Source organism: Rhodanobacter sp. B04 (assembly GCF_002001125.1).
Classification (GTDB): domain Bacteria; phylum Pseudomonadota; class Gammaproteobacteria; order Xanthomonadales; family Rhodanobacteraceae; genus Rhodanobacter.
In genome coordinates this window covers 63,678-79,621 of the sequence record NZ_MUNV01000016.1, presented here as the reverse complement: position 1 = coordinate 79,621, position 15,944 = coordinate 63,678, and the positions used below count along the sequence as shown (strand labels likewise).

The 15,944-nt window shown below is 66.3% G+C and carries 19 protein-coding genes; 7 read left to right on the top strand and 12 right to left on the bottom strand.

Features of this window, described 5'->3' with window-relative positions; translation table 11 throughout:
- Positions 1-45: 45 nt before the first annotated feature.
- Together B0E46_RS12545 and B0E46_RS12540 are read right to left on the bottom strand one after the other, a co-directional pair.
- A complete protein-coding gene (locus tag B0E46_RS12545; RefSeq protein WP_077556130.1) occupies positions 46-1,026 on the bottom strand; it encodes a PhoH family protein in 981 nt (326 codons plus the stop codon).
- 77 nt (positions 1,027-1,103) lie between these two features.
- Positions 1,104-1,364 carry a GlsB/YeaQ/YmgE family stress response membrane protein gene (locus B0E46_RS12540; protein WP_077556196.1) on the bottom strand — a complete coding sequence of 87 codons (261 nt, stop codon included), beginning with the start codon at positions 1,362-1,364 and terminating at the stop codon, positions 1,104-1,106.
- Between the two features lie 195 nt (positions 1,365-1,559).
- Between B0E46_RS12540 and B0E46_RS12535 the strand changes: the two genes are divergently transcribed.
- On the top strand, positions 1,560-3,248 hold the full coding sequence (locus B0E46_RS12535; RefSeq protein ID WP_077556129.1) for an AMP-binding protein: 1,689 nt from the start codon (positions 1,560-1,562) through the stop codon (positions 3,246-3,248).
- An 89-nt stretch (positions 3,249-3,337) separates the two neighbouring features.
- On the opposite strand, the gene B0E46_RS12530 is transcribed toward B0E46_RS12535, so the two are convergent.
- Positions 3,338-3,577, bottom strand: a complete 240-nt coding sequence (locus B0E46_RS12530) for a hypothetical protein (RefSeq protein WP_077556128.1) — start codon at positions 3,575-3,577, stop codon at positions 3,338-3,340.
- A gap of 145 nt (positions 3,578-3,722) precedes the next feature.
- Between B0E46_RS12530 and B0E46_RS12525 the strand changes: the two genes are divergently transcribed.
- The gene (locus B0E46_RS12525) at positions 3,723-4,841 is read left to right on the top strand and encodes a PA0069 family radical SAM protein (RefSeq protein WP_077556127.1); all 1,119 of its coding nucleotides are present in this window, start codon (positions 3,723-3,725) and stop codon (positions 4,839-4,841) included.
- 36 nt (positions 4,842-4,877) lie between these two features.
- Here the strand turns inward: B0E46_RS12525 and B0E46_RS12520 are convergent, their stop codons facing one another.
- The 9 genes from B0E46_RS12520 to B0E46_RS12480 form a co-directional block, all read right to left on the bottom strand.
- On the bottom strand, positions 4,878-5,060 hold the full coding sequence (locus B0E46_RS12520; RefSeq protein WP_077556126.1) for a hypothetical protein: 183 nt from the start codon (positions 5,058-5,060) through the stop codon (positions 4,878-4,880).
- 22 nt (positions 5,061-5,082) lie between these two features.
- The gene (locus B0E46_RS12515) at positions 5,083-5,445 is read right to left on the bottom strand and encodes a hypothetical protein (RefSeq protein WP_077556125.1); all 363 of its coding nucleotides are present in this window, start codon (positions 5,443-5,445) and stop codon (positions 5,083-5,085) included.
- Complete coding sequence (locus B0E46_RS12510; protein WP_077556124.1) at positions 5,442-5,786, bottom strand: hypothetical protein; 345 nt, start codon at positions 5,784-5,786, stop codon at positions 5,442-5,444. Before B0E46_RS12510 ends, B0E46_RS12515 begins: the two co-directional genes overlap by 4 nt.
- A gap of 10 nt (positions 5,787-5,796) precedes the next feature.
- On the bottom strand, positions 5,797-7,269 hold the full coding sequence (locus tag B0E46_RS12505; RefSeq protein WP_077556123.1) for a hypothetical protein: 1,473 nt from the start codon (positions 7,267-7,269) through the stop codon (positions 5,797-5,799).
- On the bottom strand, positions 7,266-8,159 hold the full coding sequence (locus B0E46_RS12500) for an ABC transporter ATP-binding protein (RefSeq protein WP_077556122.1): 894 nt from the start codon (positions 8,157-8,159) through the stop codon (positions 7,266-7,268). Before B0E46_RS12500 ends, B0E46_RS12505 begins: the two co-directional genes overlap by 4 nt.
- The gene (locus tag B0E46_RS12495; RefSeq protein ID WP_077556121.1) at positions 8,156-8,545 is read right to left on the bottom strand and encodes a GntR family transcriptional regulator; all 390 of its coding nucleotides are present in this window, start codon (positions 8,543-8,545) and stop codon (positions 8,156-8,158) included. Before B0E46_RS12495 ends, B0E46_RS12500 begins: the two co-directional genes overlap by 4 nt.
- A gap of 156 nt (positions 8,546-8,701) precedes the next feature.
- The gene (locus B0E46_RS12490) at positions 8,702-10,753 is read right to left on the bottom strand and encodes a S9 family peptidase (protein WP_077556120.1); all 2,052 of its coding nucleotides are present in this window, start codon (positions 10,751-10,753) and stop codon (positions 8,702-8,704) included.
- Positions 10,754-10,838: 85 nt separating this feature from the next.
- Positions 10,839-11,762, bottom strand: coding sequence for a patatin-like phospholipase family protein (locus B0E46_RS12485; RefSeq protein WP_077556119.1), 924 nt, complete (start codon positions 11,760-11,762; stop codon positions 10,839-10,841).
- A 137-nt stretch (positions 11,763-11,899) separates the two neighbouring features.
- Positions 11,900-12,931: a class 1 fructose-bisphosphatase gene (locus tag B0E46_RS12480; protein WP_077556118.1), complete on the bottom strand. Its 1,032-nt coding sequence runs from the start codon at positions 12,929-12,931 to the stop codon at positions 11,900-11,902.
- Positions 12,932-13,254: 323 nt separating this feature from the next.
- On the opposite strand from B0E46_RS12480, the gene B0E46_RS12475 reads away from it, so the two are divergent.
- From B0E46_RS12475 to B0E46_RS12455, 5 genes are all read left to right on the top strand, one after another.
- On the top strand, positions 13,255-13,866 hold the full coding sequence (locus B0E46_RS12475) for a DJ-1/PfpI family protein (RefSeq protein ID WP_077556117.1): 612 nt from the start codon (positions 13,255-13,257) through the stop codon (positions 13,864-13,866).
- 10 nt (positions 13,867-13,876) lie between these two features.
- Positions 13,877-14,086, top strand: coding sequence for a hypothetical protein (locus B0E46_RS12470; RefSeq protein WP_077556195.1), 210 nt, complete (start codon positions 13,877-13,879; stop codon positions 14,084-14,086).
- Entirely contained in the window at positions 14,083-14,487 is a 405-nt protein-coding gene (locus B0E46_RS12465; RefSeq protein WP_077556116.1) for a GFA family protein, read from the top strand. Before B0E46_RS12470 ends, B0E46_RS12465 begins: the two co-directional genes overlap by 4 nt.
- A 37-nt stretch (positions 14,488-14,524) precedes the next feature.
- The gene (locus B0E46_RS12460) at positions 14,525-15,151 is read left to right on the top strand and encodes a glutathione S-transferase family protein (protein WP_077556115.1); all 627 of its coding nucleotides are present in this window, start codon (positions 14,525-14,527) and stop codon (positions 15,149-15,151) included.
- 84 nt (positions 15,152-15,235) lie between these two features.
- On the top strand, positions 15,236-15,940 hold the full coding sequence (locus tag B0E46_RS12455; protein ID WP_077556114.1) for a YafY family protein: 705 nt from the start codon (positions 15,236-15,238) through the stop codon (positions 15,938-15,940).
- Positions 15,941-15,944: the final 4 nt, after the last annotated feature.

Genomic DNA, 15,944 nt, shown 5'->3' with positions numbered 1-15,944 from the left:
CTTTCGCGGCAGAAGCCGCTGCTCCGGAAGCGCGCGATGGCAGGCTCATTTGCCGTCTTCCTCCTTCTGCTCGAACGCCTCGTAGGCGCGCACGATCTTCGCCACCAGCGGGTGGCGCACCACGTCGCGCGAAGTGAAGAAGGTGAAGCTGATGCCGTTGACCCCGCGCAACACCTCGATCGCCTGGCGCAGGCCCGAGCGGGTGCTGCGCGGCAGGTCGACCTGGGTGACGTCGCCGGTGATCACCGCCACCGTGCCGAAACCGATGCGGGTGAGGAACATCTTCATCTGCTCGACCGTGGTGTTCTGCGCCTCGTCGAGGATCACGTAGGAATCGTTCAACGTGCGGCCGCGCATATAGGCGAGCGGCGCGATCTCGATCACGTTGCGCTCGATCAGCTTGGCCACCTTCTCGAAGCCGAGCATTTCGTACAGCGCGTCATACAACGGGCGCAGGTACGGATCGACCTTCTGCGACAGGTCGCCGGGCAGGAAGCCGAGCTTCTCGCCCGCCTCCACCGCCGGGCGCACCAGCAGCAGGCGCTGCACGCGGTTCGCCTCCAGCGCCTCGACCGCGCTGGCCACCGCCAGGTAGGTCTTGCCGGTGCCGGCCGGGCCCACGCCGAAATTGATGTCGTGGCTGGCGATCGCGTGCAGGTAGCGCGCCTGGTTCGGGCCGCGGCCCTTGATCACGCCGCGCTTGACCTTGATCGTCACGTCCTGCGCGCCTTCGGCCGCCTCCGCGGTGATCGCGTCGATGCCGGATTCGGCCAGGTGCAGGTTGATCTTCGCCCCGGTCAGCGCCTCGTCTTCGGTGACGGCATACAGCGCGCGCAGCACTTTCTCGGCCGCCCGGATCGGGGCGTCTTCGCCAATCACCTGGAAGATGCTGCCGCGGTGGTTGATCTCCACGCCGAGGCGCAGCTCGATCTGGCGCAGATGCTCGTCGAACGGCCCGCACAGGTTGGCCAGCCGGCCGTTGTCTTCGGGGTCGAGGGTGAAATCACGCTGGTTGAGTTCGCTCATAGGCGTGCGAGAGTAGCGCGCCGCCTGGGCGAGGGCCACCGCGGCATGGTCGGCGGCGGCCCGGTTCGGACGGGAACTCAGGCGCGCCTGATCAAGCCGATCAGTACCAGCAGCACGATGGCACCAATCATCGCGTAGACGATGCTGGTGACGATCGGGCTGCCGAGGCTGAAGCCGACGCCGAGCATTGGCAGCAGCCAGCCGGCGAGAAACGCGCCGATGATGCCGACCACGATATTGCCGAGCAGGCCGAAGCCGAAGCCGCGCACGATCAGGCCGGCAAGCCAGCCGGCAATTGCGCCGATGAGCAGAAAGACGATCAGGCCGGATGCAGTCATCATGAACTCCCAGGTTTGAACAAGCAGTGCCGGTCGGCACGCCAACGGTACAAGCGTCCGTGTTTCGATGTGCAGTGATCGTGAGCGAAGGGTGATCGGCAAGCTCACCGCGATGCATGGCTACCGCGATCCGGACACCAGCGCAGGCGTTATGCTGGCCAGTGAATTCCGCGCGATGATCTCGGGAGAGCACCAATGAGTGCCGCACCAAGCTATGTCCACGGTGGGAGTTCCCAGCCGTTGCTGGGCGACACGCTGGGCACACTGATCGATCGCATCGCCGCCGCCCATCCCGAACGTCCGGCGCTGGTGGTGCGCGCGCAGCACGTGCGGATGAGCTATCGGCAATTCCATGCCGAGGTGGAACGCGTCGCCGCCGGCCTGCTGGCGCTGGGGTTGCAGCGTGGCGATCGCGTCGGCATCTGGTCGCCGAACCGTGCCGAGTGGGTGGTGCTGCAGTTTGCCACGCCGAAGGCAGGGCTGATCCTGGTCAACATCAATCCGGCCTACCGCGCGCACGAGCTGGAATACGCGCTCAACACCGTGGCATGCCGTGCGCTGGTGTTGCCGCGCCGCTTCAAGACCTCACGCTACCTGGACATGCTGGGCGAGTTGGCGCCGGAGCTGGCCGCCAGTACCCACGGCCAGTTGAATGTGGCACGACTGCCGGCGTTGCGCGAGGTGATCCTGCTCGATGAAGAAGCGGCAGCGGGCACGCGCAGCTGGCAGCAACTGGCGGCGCTCGGCGATGCGGCCGCGTTGGCCCGCATGCATGAGGCGGAGAACAAGCTTGGCTTCGACGATCCGGTGAACATCCAGTTCACCTCCGGCACCACCGGTGCGCCGAAGGGCGCCACGCTGACCCACCACAACATCATCAACAACGGCTGGTTCATCGGCGAGGCGATGCGCCTCACCGAGCAGGACCGGCTGTGCATACCGGTGCCGTTCTACCACTGCTTCGGCATGGTGCTGGGCAACTTGGCCTGCGTCACCCACGGCGCCTGCATGGTGATTCCTGGCGAGGGTTTCGACGCGCTGGCCACGCTGGAAACGGTGGCGGCGGAACGCTGCACCGGCCTGCACGGCGTGCCGACGATGTTCATCGCCGAACTCGAACACCCGCGCTTCGCCGAGTTCGACCTGAGCAGCCTGCGCACCGGCATCATGGCCGGCTCGCCGTGTCCGATCGAGGTGATGCGCCGCGTGGTCGGCGAGATGCACATGGCCGAGGTCACCATCGCCTACGGCATGACCGAGACCAGCCCGGTCAGCTTCCAGACCGTGCCAGACGATCCGCTGGAACGCCGCGTCGACAGCGTCGGGCGGATCCATCCGCACCTCGAGGTAAAGCTGGTCGACGCATACGGCCGGGTGGTGCCGCGCGGCGAGACGGGCGAGCTGTGCACGCGCGGCTATTCGGTGATGCTCGGCTACTGGGACGATCCGGTGCGAACGCATGAAGCGATCGACCAGGCCGGCTGGATGCACACCGGCGATCTGGCGGTGATCGACGCGGACGGCTATTGCCGCATCGTCGGCCGGCTCAAGGACATGATCATCCGTGGCGGCGAGAACGTGTATCCGCGCGAGATCGAGGAATTCCTCTATACCCATCCGAAGGTGCAGGACGTGCAGGTGTTCGGCGTGCCCGATGCGAAGTTCGGCGAGCAGGTCTGCGCATGGATCCGCCTGCGCGAAGGCTGCGCGGCCAGCGAGGCGGAGATCCAGGATTACTGCCGTCACCACCTGGCCTATTACAAGGTGCCGCACTACGTGCGCTTCGTCGATGCCTTCCCGATGACGGTGACCGGCAAGGTGCAGAAATTCCTGATGCGCGAGGCGATGACGGCGGAGCTCGGCCCGCAGCGAGCCGCGTCGTAGGAGCACACCCTAGGCGCGATGCTTTTCACTCCGACCAACACCAGAGCATACGCGCGCAGGGCACGCTCCTAGGGTGGATTTGATCTGCGCTACCGCTCGGGGCGATCGTGATTGAGCGGATCCTTGCCCTCGCGCAGCCGCATCAGGTCGTATTCGGACAGACTGTCGACACGTGAGCTGCCGGCGAGGCGGGCCTGCGCGAACGCCAGCGTGGTGGCGATGATGCCGACGAAGCCCATCAGCAGCCAGAAGCCCCACGCACCGGCGCTGTGACGGGTAAAGCACAACACGAAGGCAAACAGGGTGAGGACGAACAACAGCCAGCGCATGATGGGCCCCTGACATGTGGAACACGCCGCCTGCCGCGGCCTGACCGGCGCATCATAACGCCGCCGAAGTGCGCCCGGCGGGCGCCGCATCACGCACGCGAAAGATGTCGCGGCGGCTGAGACATCATCGCGGCAAACTGCGCCGATGGATGATCCGTTGCCACCGCAAACCCCGCACGACCAGGCTCAAACGAGCCGGATGATCAAGGGCCGTGGAGCTGCCTCCAATCCCGAGGGCCGCTTCGAGAATATCCGCCACCAAGCCGAGGATGACGGCTGGCAAAGCGCGTTGCTGGACGAAGACGCGCCGCGCCCGCGCACCGAGGTCACCGAGGAACGCGCGCGTAGCGTGATCAGCCGCAACGACTCGCCGGACATCGCTTTCAGCCAGGCGATCAACCCGTACCGAGGGTGCGAACATGGCTGCATATACTGCTTTGCACGGCCATCGCACAGCTACCTCAACCTGTCGCCCGGTCTCGACTTCGAAACCAAGCTGCGTGCGAAAGGCAATATCGCCGAAGTGCTGCGCGCGGAACTGGCCAAGCCCGGTTACGTGATCAGCCCGATCAACATCGGCAGCAACACCGATCCGTACCAGCCGATCGAGAAACGCTGGCGGCTGACCCGTGCCGCGCTGGAACTGCTCGCCGAATGCCATCACCCGTGCACCATCGTCACCAAGAACGCGCTGGTCGAACGCGACCTCGACATCCTGGTGCCGATGGCGCGCGAGCGGCTGGTGCAGGTGTTCGTCTCGGTCAACTCGCTGGACAACCATCTGGCCGCGAAACTCGAACCGCGGGCCAGTGCACCGCTTCGGCGGATCAAGGCAATCCGCACTCTGGCCGACGCCGGGGTACCGGTCGGCGTGCTGGTGGCGCCGATCATTCCGGCACTCAACGACAAGGACATGGAAGCGGTGATGGCGCAGGCCGCCGATGCGGGCGCGCGCTGCGCAGGCTACACCACGCTGCGCCTGCCGTACGAGTTAAAGCTGCTGTTCCGCGAATGGCTCAGCCTGCACGCACCACAACGCGCCGAGCACGTGATGAGCCTGGTGCAGCAGATGAACGGCGGCCGTGACTACGACAGCAACTTCGCCACCCGCATGCGCGGGCAGGGCGTGTTCGCCGACTTGCTGCGCCGCCGCTTCGAAGTGGCTTGCCGCAGGCACGGCTTCGGTCGCGCCCGCGAACTCCTGCTCGATACTTCGCGTTTCGTGCCGCCACGCAAATCGTCGCCGCAGGGCGAGCTGTTCTGACGGCAAGGCGCCGATCCGATGCGTCGGGTCAGCGCATCATTTCTCCGAACGCACGCGCAGCGCGCCAAACAGGGTACCCAGCGCGACGCCAAGACCCACGCCGAGAGCTAGGTTGTGCAGCGCGACGCCGAGGGCGCTGCCGATGGCCACGCCGATGGCGATGCTGGAACCCATCGCCTGACTCCGCTGGCGCTTGGGCTCATTGGGTTGTTCGTCCATGGGTGATGCCTCGTTTGGATGGCTACGAAGAGAAGTGTTTGCTGGCCGCCGGGCAAGACTCGCCGCAAGCCACCCCACGCGCTTTTGCCACGCCCAGTATCGCGCCCCCGGCCAGCAGGCGTGGAAGTACCAGGTGCGCGAAAGCGAGTACTGCAAGGCCCGGCAATTCAAGCAATGCAAGTCGTCCTCCATGCGCCGACGGGAAAGCCGATTTGGCGCCGACGAATACCCAGAGCAAGCCGGTCAATCGCAGGGTGCCGATCAATAGCGCGCACCAGTCCCAGCGGCGATCAGACATGCGCACCTGTTCGCGAATGATCTGTTCGGCCTCGGCCCACGAAAGTCCGAATTCGCTCTGCAGCCTTTTCGATGTGATCCATTTCATGCGTCGGCCTTTTCCTTGGTTTCAGCGCCCAATCGTCGTGCCCTGGCCATGGCGGCGGCAAGCATGGCCGCTCCGGCCAGCCAGCGCGCGATGCATACCCGGCCCATCATGGCAGTAACCACGAGCGCTGCAAACATCCCGCCGTGAATCAGCTGACGATACGACGGCAGCCAGTCGACCCAGCCGGCAAGCACCGGCAGCAACAGCCAGCACAGCAGCCATGCCCGTGGCTGCCAGCGGTGCAGCAGCGCACGTGGTGTCTGTTCTGCAGCGATCTCCTGCGCCAGCACGGGCGGCGGCTTGAATTCGTCCTGCAGTCGTCGGGCGCAGATGTGATCCATCGGCAATCCCTCAGTTCAAAAGGAACGGATGCGGACGCAGCATCAGCCCCCGCCAGCCACGTCGGCCGAGCCAGATCATGGCGCCACCCAGCAACAGCCAGCCCAGTCCCAGTGGAGGCAACATCGCGCCGGCCCAGCCGACCGGATGATGACCCCAGGCCATGGCCGGCAGCATCGCGCTCAGCACGGTGAGCAGGAAGGTGGCAGCCAGTGTCAGCCCCATCGCCCATAGCGGCAGCGCAAGACCGCCGAACAGATTGAGCAACGCGGAGACGGTGACGGTGGCGGTGACCAGTTGCGCAAGCAACAGGAACGAAAGCGGTTGCGCATACTGGTGCCAGTGCAGCATCGCCGCGACCACAAGCACTGCGAGGAGGCCATGCAGGCACAGCGGCAGGCCGAGCCCCGCGCGCAGCAGTTCCCGCTTGGCGCACGCGGGATCGCCAAAAGCCGGCAGCAACGCAAGCAAGGGAAGTTCGCCATTCACGCGTTGCCAGCGTTTGCCCAGCCAAGCCAGGCTGAAGGCGCCGACCATCGGCCCGGCTATGACGGTAAGTGCGCCCAAGCTGCCGACCAGGCCCGCGGTCAGCGTGGTGGACACGTCACTGCCGCTTCGCCCGAACCTGGCAATCGCCACAAAGCCGAGCATCGGCAGTGCGAAGAGGCTGAGCAGCAGGCCCAGTTGCCTGGCATAGCTGCGCAGGGTCTGCGGCATGTACCAGCCACCGAGGGCTATCCGCAATGCCTTGCGCGGCATGGCCGGCCCGACACCGGTAAGACTGGCATCGGGCTGCAGCCAGACCGGCCGCAAGCGGATCTGCCGGTTCTCGCCGATGCCGCTCCAATGGCCCCAGCTGCCATTGCGCAACTGCAGCACCATTGGCGAGGACCAGCCCTGCGGCTGGTTGGCGCCGGCCCGCACCAGCTGGCGCCAGCGCCAGATGATGGGCAGCAGCAACGCAACGACGGAGACCGCACCTGCGGCGGTGAAATGCGGATCATCGGGACCGGGCAGGTGGCAGCGGTACCACAGCGCGTTGAGCAGCGAAGGCGTCATCCCGAGCAGCGCGGCCAGGTAGCGAGGCATCAGTGCGAAGGTCACGCCCAGGACGCTGGCCAGCGCCAGCAGGATCACGACGGGCGCTACGGGTTCGCCCAGCATGCCCAGCAGCACGGCCGGCAGGCTTATGGTCAGCACGCCGCACAACAGCAGGCTGCGGATGATCTGCCGCTGGATGCCGGGCACGCGCAACTGGCGCGCATCGATCGCCAGCAACAAGGTGGTCGAGAGAAAGAAGGCCCACAGGAAGAACAGGCCGAGGCCGAGCAGTCCCGCGACGCCTTTCCATTGCCCGGGCCCGGGGGCGAATACGCCGATCGCGACGGCGCCGGCGCTGCAGCACGCAAGCACGAACACCATCATCCAGCGCATCGAGCGATGCGCGGAGAACCAGGGGACCCGGAGCAGCGGCAACGGGTTCATTCCGCGATCTCCACGAACAGGTCCTCCAGCCCCAGCGCGTCGACGCGCGCACCGGGCAGGTTCGCCGCTTCCGGCCACTGGCCGTGCGCATCGCGTTCCACCACCAGGCTGAGGCTGCCATCGTCGTGGCGGCGCCGGCTCAGGGAGTTCACCGGTGCGGCGGCGCTCATCTTGCCCGGCAGCCACAGTCGCGCATAGCGCTCCTTGGTCTCGTCGACACTGCAGCGCATCAGCAGCTTGCCCTGATGCAGGAACGCGATCTCCGAGGCGACCCGCTCCAGGTCCGACACGATGTGGGTGGAGAACAGCACGGTGGTGCCGGACTCGCCGGCGCGCAGCGCCACCTCGCGCAACAGCTCGCGACGGGCGACCGGATCGAGCGCGGCGGCCGGTTCGTCCAGCACCAGCAGCTGCGGCTGCGAGGCGAGCGCGCGGATCAGGTCGACGCGCTGGCGTTCGCCGGGCGACAGCTTGGCCAGCAGCTTGTTGGGCGGAATCTGCCAGCGTTCCAGCATCCGCTTGGCGAAGGCCGCATCCCAGCGCGGATAGAAGCGGCCGATGAAATCGAACATCTGCTGCGCCGTAAGCCACGCCAGCGCTTCGGGCTGTTGCGGTACATAGGCGATGCGCGCCTTGGTGGCATCGTCGAGCTGTAGTGCCGGCTCGCCGAAGACGAAGGTTTCGCCGGCCAGTGGCTGCAGCAGGCCGAGCATGAGGCGGATCAGGGTGGACTTGCCGGCGCCGTTGCGGCCGATCAGCCCGAGCACGCTGCCCGGTTCCAGCGTCAGGTCGACGCCGGTGAGCACGTTGTGGCCCTCGTAGCAGTGGACGAGGCCGCTCACCATCAACGGCGCGACAGTGGATTCCATTTCACGAAGTACGGCGTTCATCTCTCTTCCCCCAGCAGTTTGGTCAGCCGCCGCAGTACCGGCTCGGCGGGCAATTCAAGTTCGTTCGCATGGCGCGCCAGCGCCTGCAGTTGCGGTTCGAGCAGGGCGAGCCGGTGACTTGCGGTCTGGGTGGCCTTGCGCGTGGCGGCCACCACCATGCCCTTGCCGCGCTGGCGCTCCAGCAGGCCCTCGCCTTCGGCGATGCCGTAGGCGCGCGACACGGTCATCGGATTGATCGCATGGAAGCCGGCGACGTCGCGTACCGACGGCAAGGGCTCGCCGGCAACGAGTTGGCCGCCGGCAATCAGGCGGCGCAACTGCTCGACGATCTGCCGGTAGATCGGCTCCGGTGCGGTAGGTTGAACGGTGAGCAGAGAAGCATCCATGTGTATCAGTACAGCAATACACTTGATGCGTGTCAAGCATGACTTTTGGCTGCCGGAACGAACTACCGTGGCTTTTGCCGCCACCGCACAAAATGCCGCCAGTGCCGAGCACTGGCGGCCTTGGATCAAGCTCTCAAGAAATCTTTGCAGCGCGAACTAGTTCGTCGCCGGCAAGTACTTCTCGAACCAGCCCAGCGCCCGCTGCAGCACGTCGCGTTGGTGCACCGGGTCGACGAAGTGGTGCCCCTCGTTCGGATACACCACCAGCGAGGTCGGCACGCCCTGCGCACGCAGCGCATGCCACATCTCGAACGATTGCGGCGCCGGGCATTCGGCGTCGCGGTCGCCGACCACGATCAGCATCGGCGTCTTCACCTGCTTGATGAAGTTGATCGCCGAGCTCTTGGCGTACACCGCCGGGTCGTCGTAGACACTGGCGCCGAAGAACGGCGGCATCCACTGGTCGATCAGGTTCTCGCCGTAATAGCTCTGCCAGTTGGCGATGCCGGCACCCGCGACCACGGCGCGGAAGCGCTGGGTCTGGGTCGGCGCGAACATGCTCATGAAACCGCCGTAGCTCCAGCCGGTCAGGCCAAGGCGCCGGTCGTCGACCGGCAGCTTCTTTTCCACCGCATCGATGCCGGCGAGGGTGTCGCGCAAGTCGCCATAGCCGAAGTCCCGGCGGTTGGCCTGCACGAACTTCTCGCCCTGGCCGTAGCTGCCGCGTGGGTTCGTCATCAGCACGAAATAGCCCAGTGCCGACAGCGGCGCGCCGCCGTAGCCCACGCCCGGCCAACTCGGGATCACCGCACTGGATGGGCCGCCGTGTACCACCACGATCATCGGATAGGTCTTCTTCGGGTCGTAATCGGCCGGATACAGCAGCCAGCCCTGTACGTGGAGGCCCTCGTTGTTCCATTCCACCGATTCGGCGTTGCCCCAGCTCGGTTTCAGTGCGGCATTGATGGCGGTGACCGCGGGTGGTGGCGTGCTGCCGAGCGCACCGGCATGCACTTCGGGCGCGGCGGCATAAGAACTCTGGATAAACGCGATCTGCCGCTGGTCGTGCGAAAGCGATACCGCCAGGGCGGCCGTGCCATCGCCGACACTCGCGGGCAGGGTGAACCAGACTTTCTGCTGGATCGCGCGGTCGCCGCGCACGGCATAGTCGGCGAGCTGCACCTGGCCATTGCTGATCTGGTTCACCAGCAGCGATTGCGGTCCGCTCCAGCTGAGCCACGACGGCGTGACGTGGATGCCAGGCGTGAGATTGCCGAGCCTGCCGCCCGCACTCGGCACCGCGTAGATGTCGCCGCCGGTGGCGCCCTGGTCGCTCATCAGGCCGCCGATGAAGGCGATCCGCGAACCATCCGGCGACCAGCGCGGCAGCGCGATCTGCAGGCCGCGCAGCGATCCGCTGCCGGCATTCGCCGGGTCGACCAGAACGGTCGCGGCTGCATCCGGTTTCGCTGGCTGCACATAGAGCTTGGCGATCCACCAATTGTTGTCACCCGGTGGCAGTGCGGCGGTGTAAGCGATATGTGTGCCGTCGGGCGACCAGTTGAATTCGTAGGCGTACATGCCGGCCGGAGTGAGTTCGCGCAGCGTGCCGCTGGCAATATCGAGGCTGGCCACGTGCTGCACTTCCACGCCGGTTACACCAACTTCACCGGCCGCAGGCTTGGCAGCCGCCAGCGCACTGGCGTGGCGGGTTGCGCCAGGCACATACAGGAAGCCGAGCGACTTGCCGTCGGCGCTCCATTGCAGCGCCCGCGCGTAGCCTTTCAATTGGGCCAGTCGTGTGGGTGCGTCGTTGCCGGCGGTGTCGGCCAGATAGATGTCGTTCTGCATCGCCCTGGTGCTGGTCATGTCGATGCTGCAGTTGGACACGAAGGCCAGGTGACGCGAATCCGGTGCCCACGCGATACCGGTTTCGGCGCAACTGCCGGGCCTGGTCGCGGCGCTCACCGGGTGTGCGTGGCTGCCATCGGCGGCGGCCACGGTGATCGCCGACTTGCCCTGCTGCTCGATCACCCAGGCCAGTTGCCTGCCGTCGGGCGAGACCGCCACGGCCTCGATCGGCTGCGTCCTGCTCAGCTGGGCCAGCAAAGGTTCGATGCGTGGGTCGGTGCTGGCCGGTTCGGCGAATGCGACAGGCGTCAGCACCACGGCCAGCAACAGGACGGACAGGTGTGGACGTTTCAGCATGGCAGGCTCCGGCGCAGACAAATCGCCACGCTACAACCCGACTTCATTTGCGCCAAGTGCAGGACGGCATGGCCGTCGATGCGGGTCAGTGTGCGGGTGTCGAGGCAGAGGCCTGGCGAGCGGCGGTCATCGCCGCGAGCTTGGCGCGGATGTCGGGGATCGCCGCCAGCGCCGCCCGCTCGCCTTCGAGGATCGCCTGGTTCTTCAGCTCGAAGTCGGTCGAACCGATACCGCTGATGTTGGGTCGGATCACCACGTCGGCGCGTGCCATTTCCTGGGCGCCCAGTTGCTGGCCCATGATCGCGATGGTCTGGCCGACGATGTTCACCATGCCTTGCGGGTTGCTGCCATTGGGCTTGGTCGAGATGTCCACCGCGATCACGAAGTCGGCACCGAGCTGGCGCGCCGCGTCCACCGGTACCGGGCTGACCACGCCGCCGTCGACGTAATGCCTGCCGCGGATGTCGACCGGTTCGAACACCCCGGGAATGCTTGAGGACGCGCGGACTGCCTGACCGGTATTGCCGCGCACGAACACGGTGCGCTGGCCGGTTTCCAGTTCGGTGGCGACCGCCGCGAACGGGATCTTCAACTGCTCGATCGATTGCTTGTGCACCAGCTGGTTGACGTAATCCTGCAGCGCCTGACCCTGCACCAGGCCGCCGGAGAACAGCCGCACATCGCGGATCTTGGTTTCATCCAGGCCGAACGCGGTCTGCTGCAGCTGGAACGCATCCATGCCGCTGGCGTACAAGACGCCGACCACGCTGCCGGCGCTGGTGCCGGCGACCACGTCCGGATGGATGCCGCTGGCTTGCAGCATCTTGATCACGCCGATATGCGCAAACCCTTTCGCGGCACCGCCGCCGAGCGCCAGGCCGATCTTCAGCTTCACCGGTGCCGGTGGGGGCAGGATGACAGGTGGCGCCGGCGTGGGCTTGCTGCCACCGAAGCAGGCGCTCAGGGCGAGCGCGGCGAGCAGCGGCAACAGCAGGCGGCGGAAAGGCATCGGTGTCGTCGCGTTCGATAAGGATGGATGGGTTTGAATCTATGACCTGATCATGGCGCGAGCGTGGCGCAGGACAGGCAACGCTCTTGCGCGGACTGGCTTCTTCCCCTGCGCTGGGGACAGGGGGCAGCGCTGTTTCAGCCCTGCGCGCCGTCGGCTTCCAGGTGGTAATGCGTGGCCACCTCGACCTCCTTCTTCGAACCGAGGAACACCGGCACGCGCTGGTGCAGTCCGGCCGGCTGCAGTTCCATGATGCGCTCGCGTCCGGTGGTCGCCGCACCGCCGGCCTGCTCGATGATGAAGGCCATCGGGTTCGCCTCGTACATCAGGCGCAGCTTGCCGCCCTGCTTGAGGATCTTCGCGTCGAGCGGGTAATAGAACACGCCGCCGCGGGTCACGATGCGGTGCACGTCGGCCACCATCGAGGCGACCCAGCGCATGTTGAAGTCCTTGCCGCGCGGACCTTCCCGGCCGGCCAGCAACTCGCCGATATAACGCTGCATCGGCGCTTGCCAGTGGCGCTGGTTCGACATGTTGATGGCGAACTCGGCGGTCTCTTCGGGGATCTTCACGTCGCGGCGGCTCAGGATGAAGCTGCCGACTTCGCGGTCCAGCGTGAACTCATGCGTGCCGTGGCCGAAGGTCAGCACCAGCACGGTGGCCGGGCCGTACACCACGTAGCCGGCGGCGAGCTGGGTGGTGCCCGGCTGCAGGAAGTGCTCGGCCTTCGGCTCGGTCACGTCGTCCGGGCAGCGCAGCACCGAGAAGATGGTACCGACCGAGATGTTCACGTCGATGTTCGAGCTGCCGTCCAGCGGATCGAACAGCAGCAGGTGGTTGCCCTTCGGATAGCCGTCCGGGATCTGCTGCGGGTCTTCCATCTCCTCGGAGGCGCAGGCGGCGAGGTGACCGCCCCACGCGTTCGCTTCCAGCAGGATCTCGTTGGAGATCACGTCCAGTTTCTTCTGCGCCTCGCCCTGGATGTTCATGCTCAGCGCATCGTCGCTGCCGGCCATGCCGAGCACGCCGCCGAGCGCTCCCTTGTTGGTGGCGACCGCGATGCGCTTGCAGGCGCGCGCGACCACTTCGATCAACAGCGAAAGCTCGGCATTGATGTGACCGGCGCGGCGTTCCTCGATCAGGAACTGGATCAGCGAGATGGGCTTCATGTCGGGTCCGTGGCAGAAAGAGCGCCTATTGTCCCGGCTGCGGCTGAACGGCGCCAGCGATGGCGGGAGCCGCCACCAGCAGGGGACGTCATTCCGGCGAAGGCCGGAAGGGCTCTTCAACAGCGAAGCCGGGCATCGCTTCCCGACGGCAAAGCTGGCCATCCGGTTGCCGCATTTCATAAGGGAGGGGTTTTGGATGGGCTGCCGCATGGCAAGTGCGGTTCCGGCCGGGGCCGGAACGACGAGCAAGAAAGACCCATTGCTGACACTACGTTGGCAGCAGGGGCTGGGCATGCTGATCCTCCACAGCGGAGGGATGCGACATGCGCGATACGGTTTATTTCCTGGTGTTCGATGGCTTTGCCGACTGGCAGGCCGCGCTGGCCCTGTGCGAGATCCGCCGCCCCGGCGACTGGCGGGTGCAGGCGGTGGGTTTCACGCCGGCAGCGGTGACGTCGATGGGTGGCCTCACCGTGCAGCCAGAGCTGGCGCTGGCGCAGCTGGACTGCCAGCGTGCGGCACTGCTGATCGTGCCCGGTGGCCATCTGTGGCTGCGTGGCGAAGGCGAGCCGGCGGTGACCGCCATCCGCGACGTACATGCGGCCGGTGCGCCGGTGGCCGCCATCGACAGCGGCGTGCTGGCGCTGGCCCGCGCCGGCCTGCTCGACGATTGCCGGCACACCGGCAACTGGTCCGGCCAGATTGCCAGCCAGGTACCTGGCTATGCCGGCGCCCGGCAGTACGACAGCGAGGTGCTGGCGGTCAGCGACGGCGGCACGATCACCGCCAGCCACCTCGGCAGCGTGGAGTTTGCCCGCGAGGTGATCCACACGCTGGATCTTTACAGCCCCAGCGACCGCGAGCATTGGTACCGGCTGTTCAAGCATGCCCAGCTGCCGCCGTGGTGCGTGGGTGAAACCCTGGTTGCGGCATGAGGACAGCTGCATGAATCCGATTCTGCAACGGACCATGATTGCCTACCGGCCGCTTCGTCTGCGCGGTCTGCTGATGGATGGACAGTACCGGTGGCCGGCCGAAAGGGTTCCTGACGATCGACCGGAATCGGCGCCTGCCGGCCCACCCCGCCGGCGCCTGCTGCTGGCTGCATTGGCGGGTCTGTATCACGGCAACTTCTTCAAGCAGGGCAAGTCATGAACAAGACCTATCGCGGCAGCTGTCATTGCGGTGCGGTGCGTGTCGAAGCGACGATCGATCTCGCCGCCGGCACCGGCCGTTGCAATTGCTCGATCTGCACCAAGACGCGTTCGTGGGGCGTGATCGTGAAACCGGATGCGTTCCGTCTGCTGTCGGGAGAGGATGCGCTGTCCGACTACCAGTTCGGCTCGAACAGCATGCATCACCTGTTCTGCCGTCACTGCGGCGTGCGTCCGTTCGGCCGCGGCCATCTGGATGTGCTCGGCGGCGACTTCTACAGCGTGAATCTGGCCTGCCTCGATGATGTCGAGCCACAGGAGCTGATCGATGCGCCACTGCACTACGCTGACGGCCGCGCCAACAACTGGCAGTCACCGCCAGCGGAGACACGGCATCTTTGATCGCCACACCACTGGATCACCGTCACGAGGAATCGCCATGGGCCCGAAAGTCACGTTCTTCCACGCCCCGAACAGCCGCTCCGGCGGTACCCGCGCGCTGCTGGAGGAACTCGGCGTGCCATTCGACCTGCACGTGCTGAACTTCAAGCACGGCCAGCAGCGCCAGCCTGAATACCTCGCGATCAATCCGATGGGCAAGGTGCCGGCGATCCGCCACGGCGACGCCTTGATCACCGAACAGCCGGCGGTGTTCATGTACCTCGCCGACCTCTACCCCGAGGCGAGGCTGGCGCCGCCGATCGGCGATCCCTTGCGTGGCCCGTACCTGCGCTGGCTGGTGTTCTACGGCTCGTGCTTCGAGCCGGCGCTGGTCGACAGGTCGATGAAGCGCGAGCCGGCGGCACCTTCGACCTGCCCGTACGGCGATTTCGACACGATGCTGAAGACACTCACCGACCAACTGGAGCAGGGGCCGTACCTGCTCGGCGACACCTTCAGCGCGGCTGACGTGCTGTGGGGCACCGCGCTGAACTGGACCACGATGTTCAAGCTGGTGCCGGAACTGCCGGTGATCCGCGCCTATATCGATCGCATACTCGCGCGACCGGCGATGCAGCGCGCCGCGGCCGCGGATGCCGAACTGGCGGCTGCGCAGGCGGCCTGAACTGGATGGATTTGATGTCATGGGTCGCGACAGGCGTGACGTTCGGCGCTGTTCGCCATCAGCCGGCTCGGCGATGATGTGCGGATGCGTCGCGCCGATCGCCTGTTCCTCATCATCAACGCCCTGCGCGGACGGCGCACGGCGTTGCAGGCGCGCCAGCTGGCCGAGACGCTGGGTGTTTCCCTGCGCACGATCTATCGCGACGTGGCCGACCTGCAGCTTTCCGGCGTGCCGATCGAGGGCGAAGCCGGCGTCGGCTATGTGCTGCGCAAGGGCTCGGACATCCCGCCGCTGATGTTCACCGCCGACGAACTCGAATCGCTGGTGGTCGGCACGCGCTTCGTGCGCGCGTTCGCCGGCGCCAAGCTGGCCGAAGGCGCGCAGACCGCGTTGATGAAGATCGAGGCGGTGTTGCCGCCGGAACTGCGCGAGCGTTCGGCGCGCACGCGCATCTACGCACCGATCTGGCGCGACGAGTACAAGCTGGCATTCGCGGCGCGGATCGACCGGCTGCATGCGGCGATCGAGGCGCGCCAGGTCTTGCGGCTGGCCTATCGCGACGAGGCGGGCAACATCAGCGCGCGCGAGGTCGAGCCGCTGTGCCTGGCGTTCTGGGGCGGCAAGTGGACGCTCGGCACATGGTGTCGGCTGCGTGAGGATTTCCGCAATTTCCGTCCCGACCGCATCGACGGGCTCGACGAAACCGGCGAGGTATTCGACGAACTGGACGGCCGCAACCTGGACGCCTACCTGCTGGCGATGCGCGGCTACTACGCCGGCATGGAATAGTCCG

What these genes read in the sequence shown, in the direction of transcription:
- B0E46_RS12540 (WP_077556196.1), bottom strand. Translation starts at nt 1,364, where the DNA reads ATGACTGCATCCGGCCTGATCGTCTTTCTGCTCATCGGCGCAATTGCC.
- B0E46_RS12500 (WP_077556122.1), bottom strand. Translation starts at nt 8,159, where the DNA reads ATGAACGCCGTACTTCGTGAAATGGAATCCACTGTCGCGCCGTTGATG.
- B0E46_RS12520 (WP_077556126.1), bottom strand. Translation starts at nt 5,060, where the DNA reads ATGGACGAACAACCCAATGAGCCCAAGCGCCAGCGGAGTCAGGCGATG.
- B0E46_RS12470 (WP_077556195.1), top strand. Translation starts at nt 13,877, where the DNA reads ATGAATCCGATTCTGCAACGGACCATGATTGCCTACCGGCCGCTTCGT.
- B0E46_RS12525 (WP_077556127.1), top strand. Translation starts at nt 3,723, where the DNA reads ATGGATGATCCGTTGCCACCGCAAACCCCGCACGACCAGGCTCAAACG.
- B0E46_RS12495 (WP_077556121.1), bottom strand. Translation starts at nt 8,545, where the DNA reads ATGGATGCTTCTCTGCTCACCGTTCAACCTACCGCACCGGAGCCGATC.
- B0E46_RS12485 (WP_077556119.1), bottom strand. Translation starts at nt 11,762, where the DNA reads ATGCCTTTCCGCCGCCTGCTGTTGCCGCTGCTCGCCGCGCTCGCCCTG.
- B0E46_RS12535 (WP_077556129.1), top strand. Translation starts at nt 1,560, where the DNA reads ATGAGTGCCGCACCAAGCTATGTCCACGGTGGGAGTTCCCAGCCGTTG.
- B0E46_RS12545 (WP_077556130.1), bottom strand. Translation starts at nt 1,026, where the DNA reads ATGAGCGAACTCAACCAGCGTGATTTCACCCTCGACCCCGAAGACAAC.
- B0E46_RS12460 (WP_077556115.1), top strand. Translation starts at nt 14,525, where the DNA reads ATGGGCCCGAAAGTCACGTTCTTCCACGCCCCGAACAGCCGCTCCGGC.
- B0E46_RS12510 (WP_077556124.1), bottom strand. Translation starts at nt 5,786, where the DNA reads ATGGATCACATCTGCGCCCGACGACTGCAGGACGAATTCAAGCCGCCG.
- B0E46_RS12515 (WP_077556125.1), bottom strand. Translation starts at nt 5,445, where the DNA reads ATGAAATGGATCACATCGAAAAGGCTGCAGAGCGAATTCGGACTTTCG.
- B0E46_RS12530 (WP_077556128.1), bottom strand. Translation starts at nt 3,577, where the DNA reads ATGCGCTGGCTGTTGTTCGTCCTCACCCTGTTTGCCTTCGTGTTGTGC.
- B0E46_RS12490 (WP_077556120.1), bottom strand. Translation starts at nt 10,753, where the DNA reads ATGCTGAAACGTCCACACCTGTCCGTCCTGTTGCTGGCCGTGGTGCTG.
- B0E46_RS12480 (WP_077556118.1), bottom strand. Translation starts at nt 12,931, where the DNA reads ATGAAGCCCATCTCGCTGATCCAGTTCCTGATCGAGGAACGCCGCGCC.
- B0E46_RS12475 (WP_077556117.1), top strand. Translation starts at nt 13,255, where the DNA reads ATGCGCGATACGGTTTATTTCCTGGTGTTCGATGGCTTTGCCGACTGG.
- B0E46_RS12465 (WP_077556116.1), top strand. Translation starts at nt 14,083, where the DNA reads ATGAACAAGACCTATCGCGGCAGCTGTCATTGCGGTGCGGTGCGTGTC.
- B0E46_RS12455 (WP_077556114.1), top strand. Translation starts at nt 15,236, where the DNA reads ATGCGTCGCGCCGATCGCCTGTTCCTCATCATCAACGCCCTGCGCGGA.
- B0E46_RS12505 (WP_077556123.1), bottom strand. Translation starts at nt 7,269, where the DNA reads ATGAACCCGTTGCCGCTGCTCCGGGTCCCCTGGTTCTCCGCGCATCGC.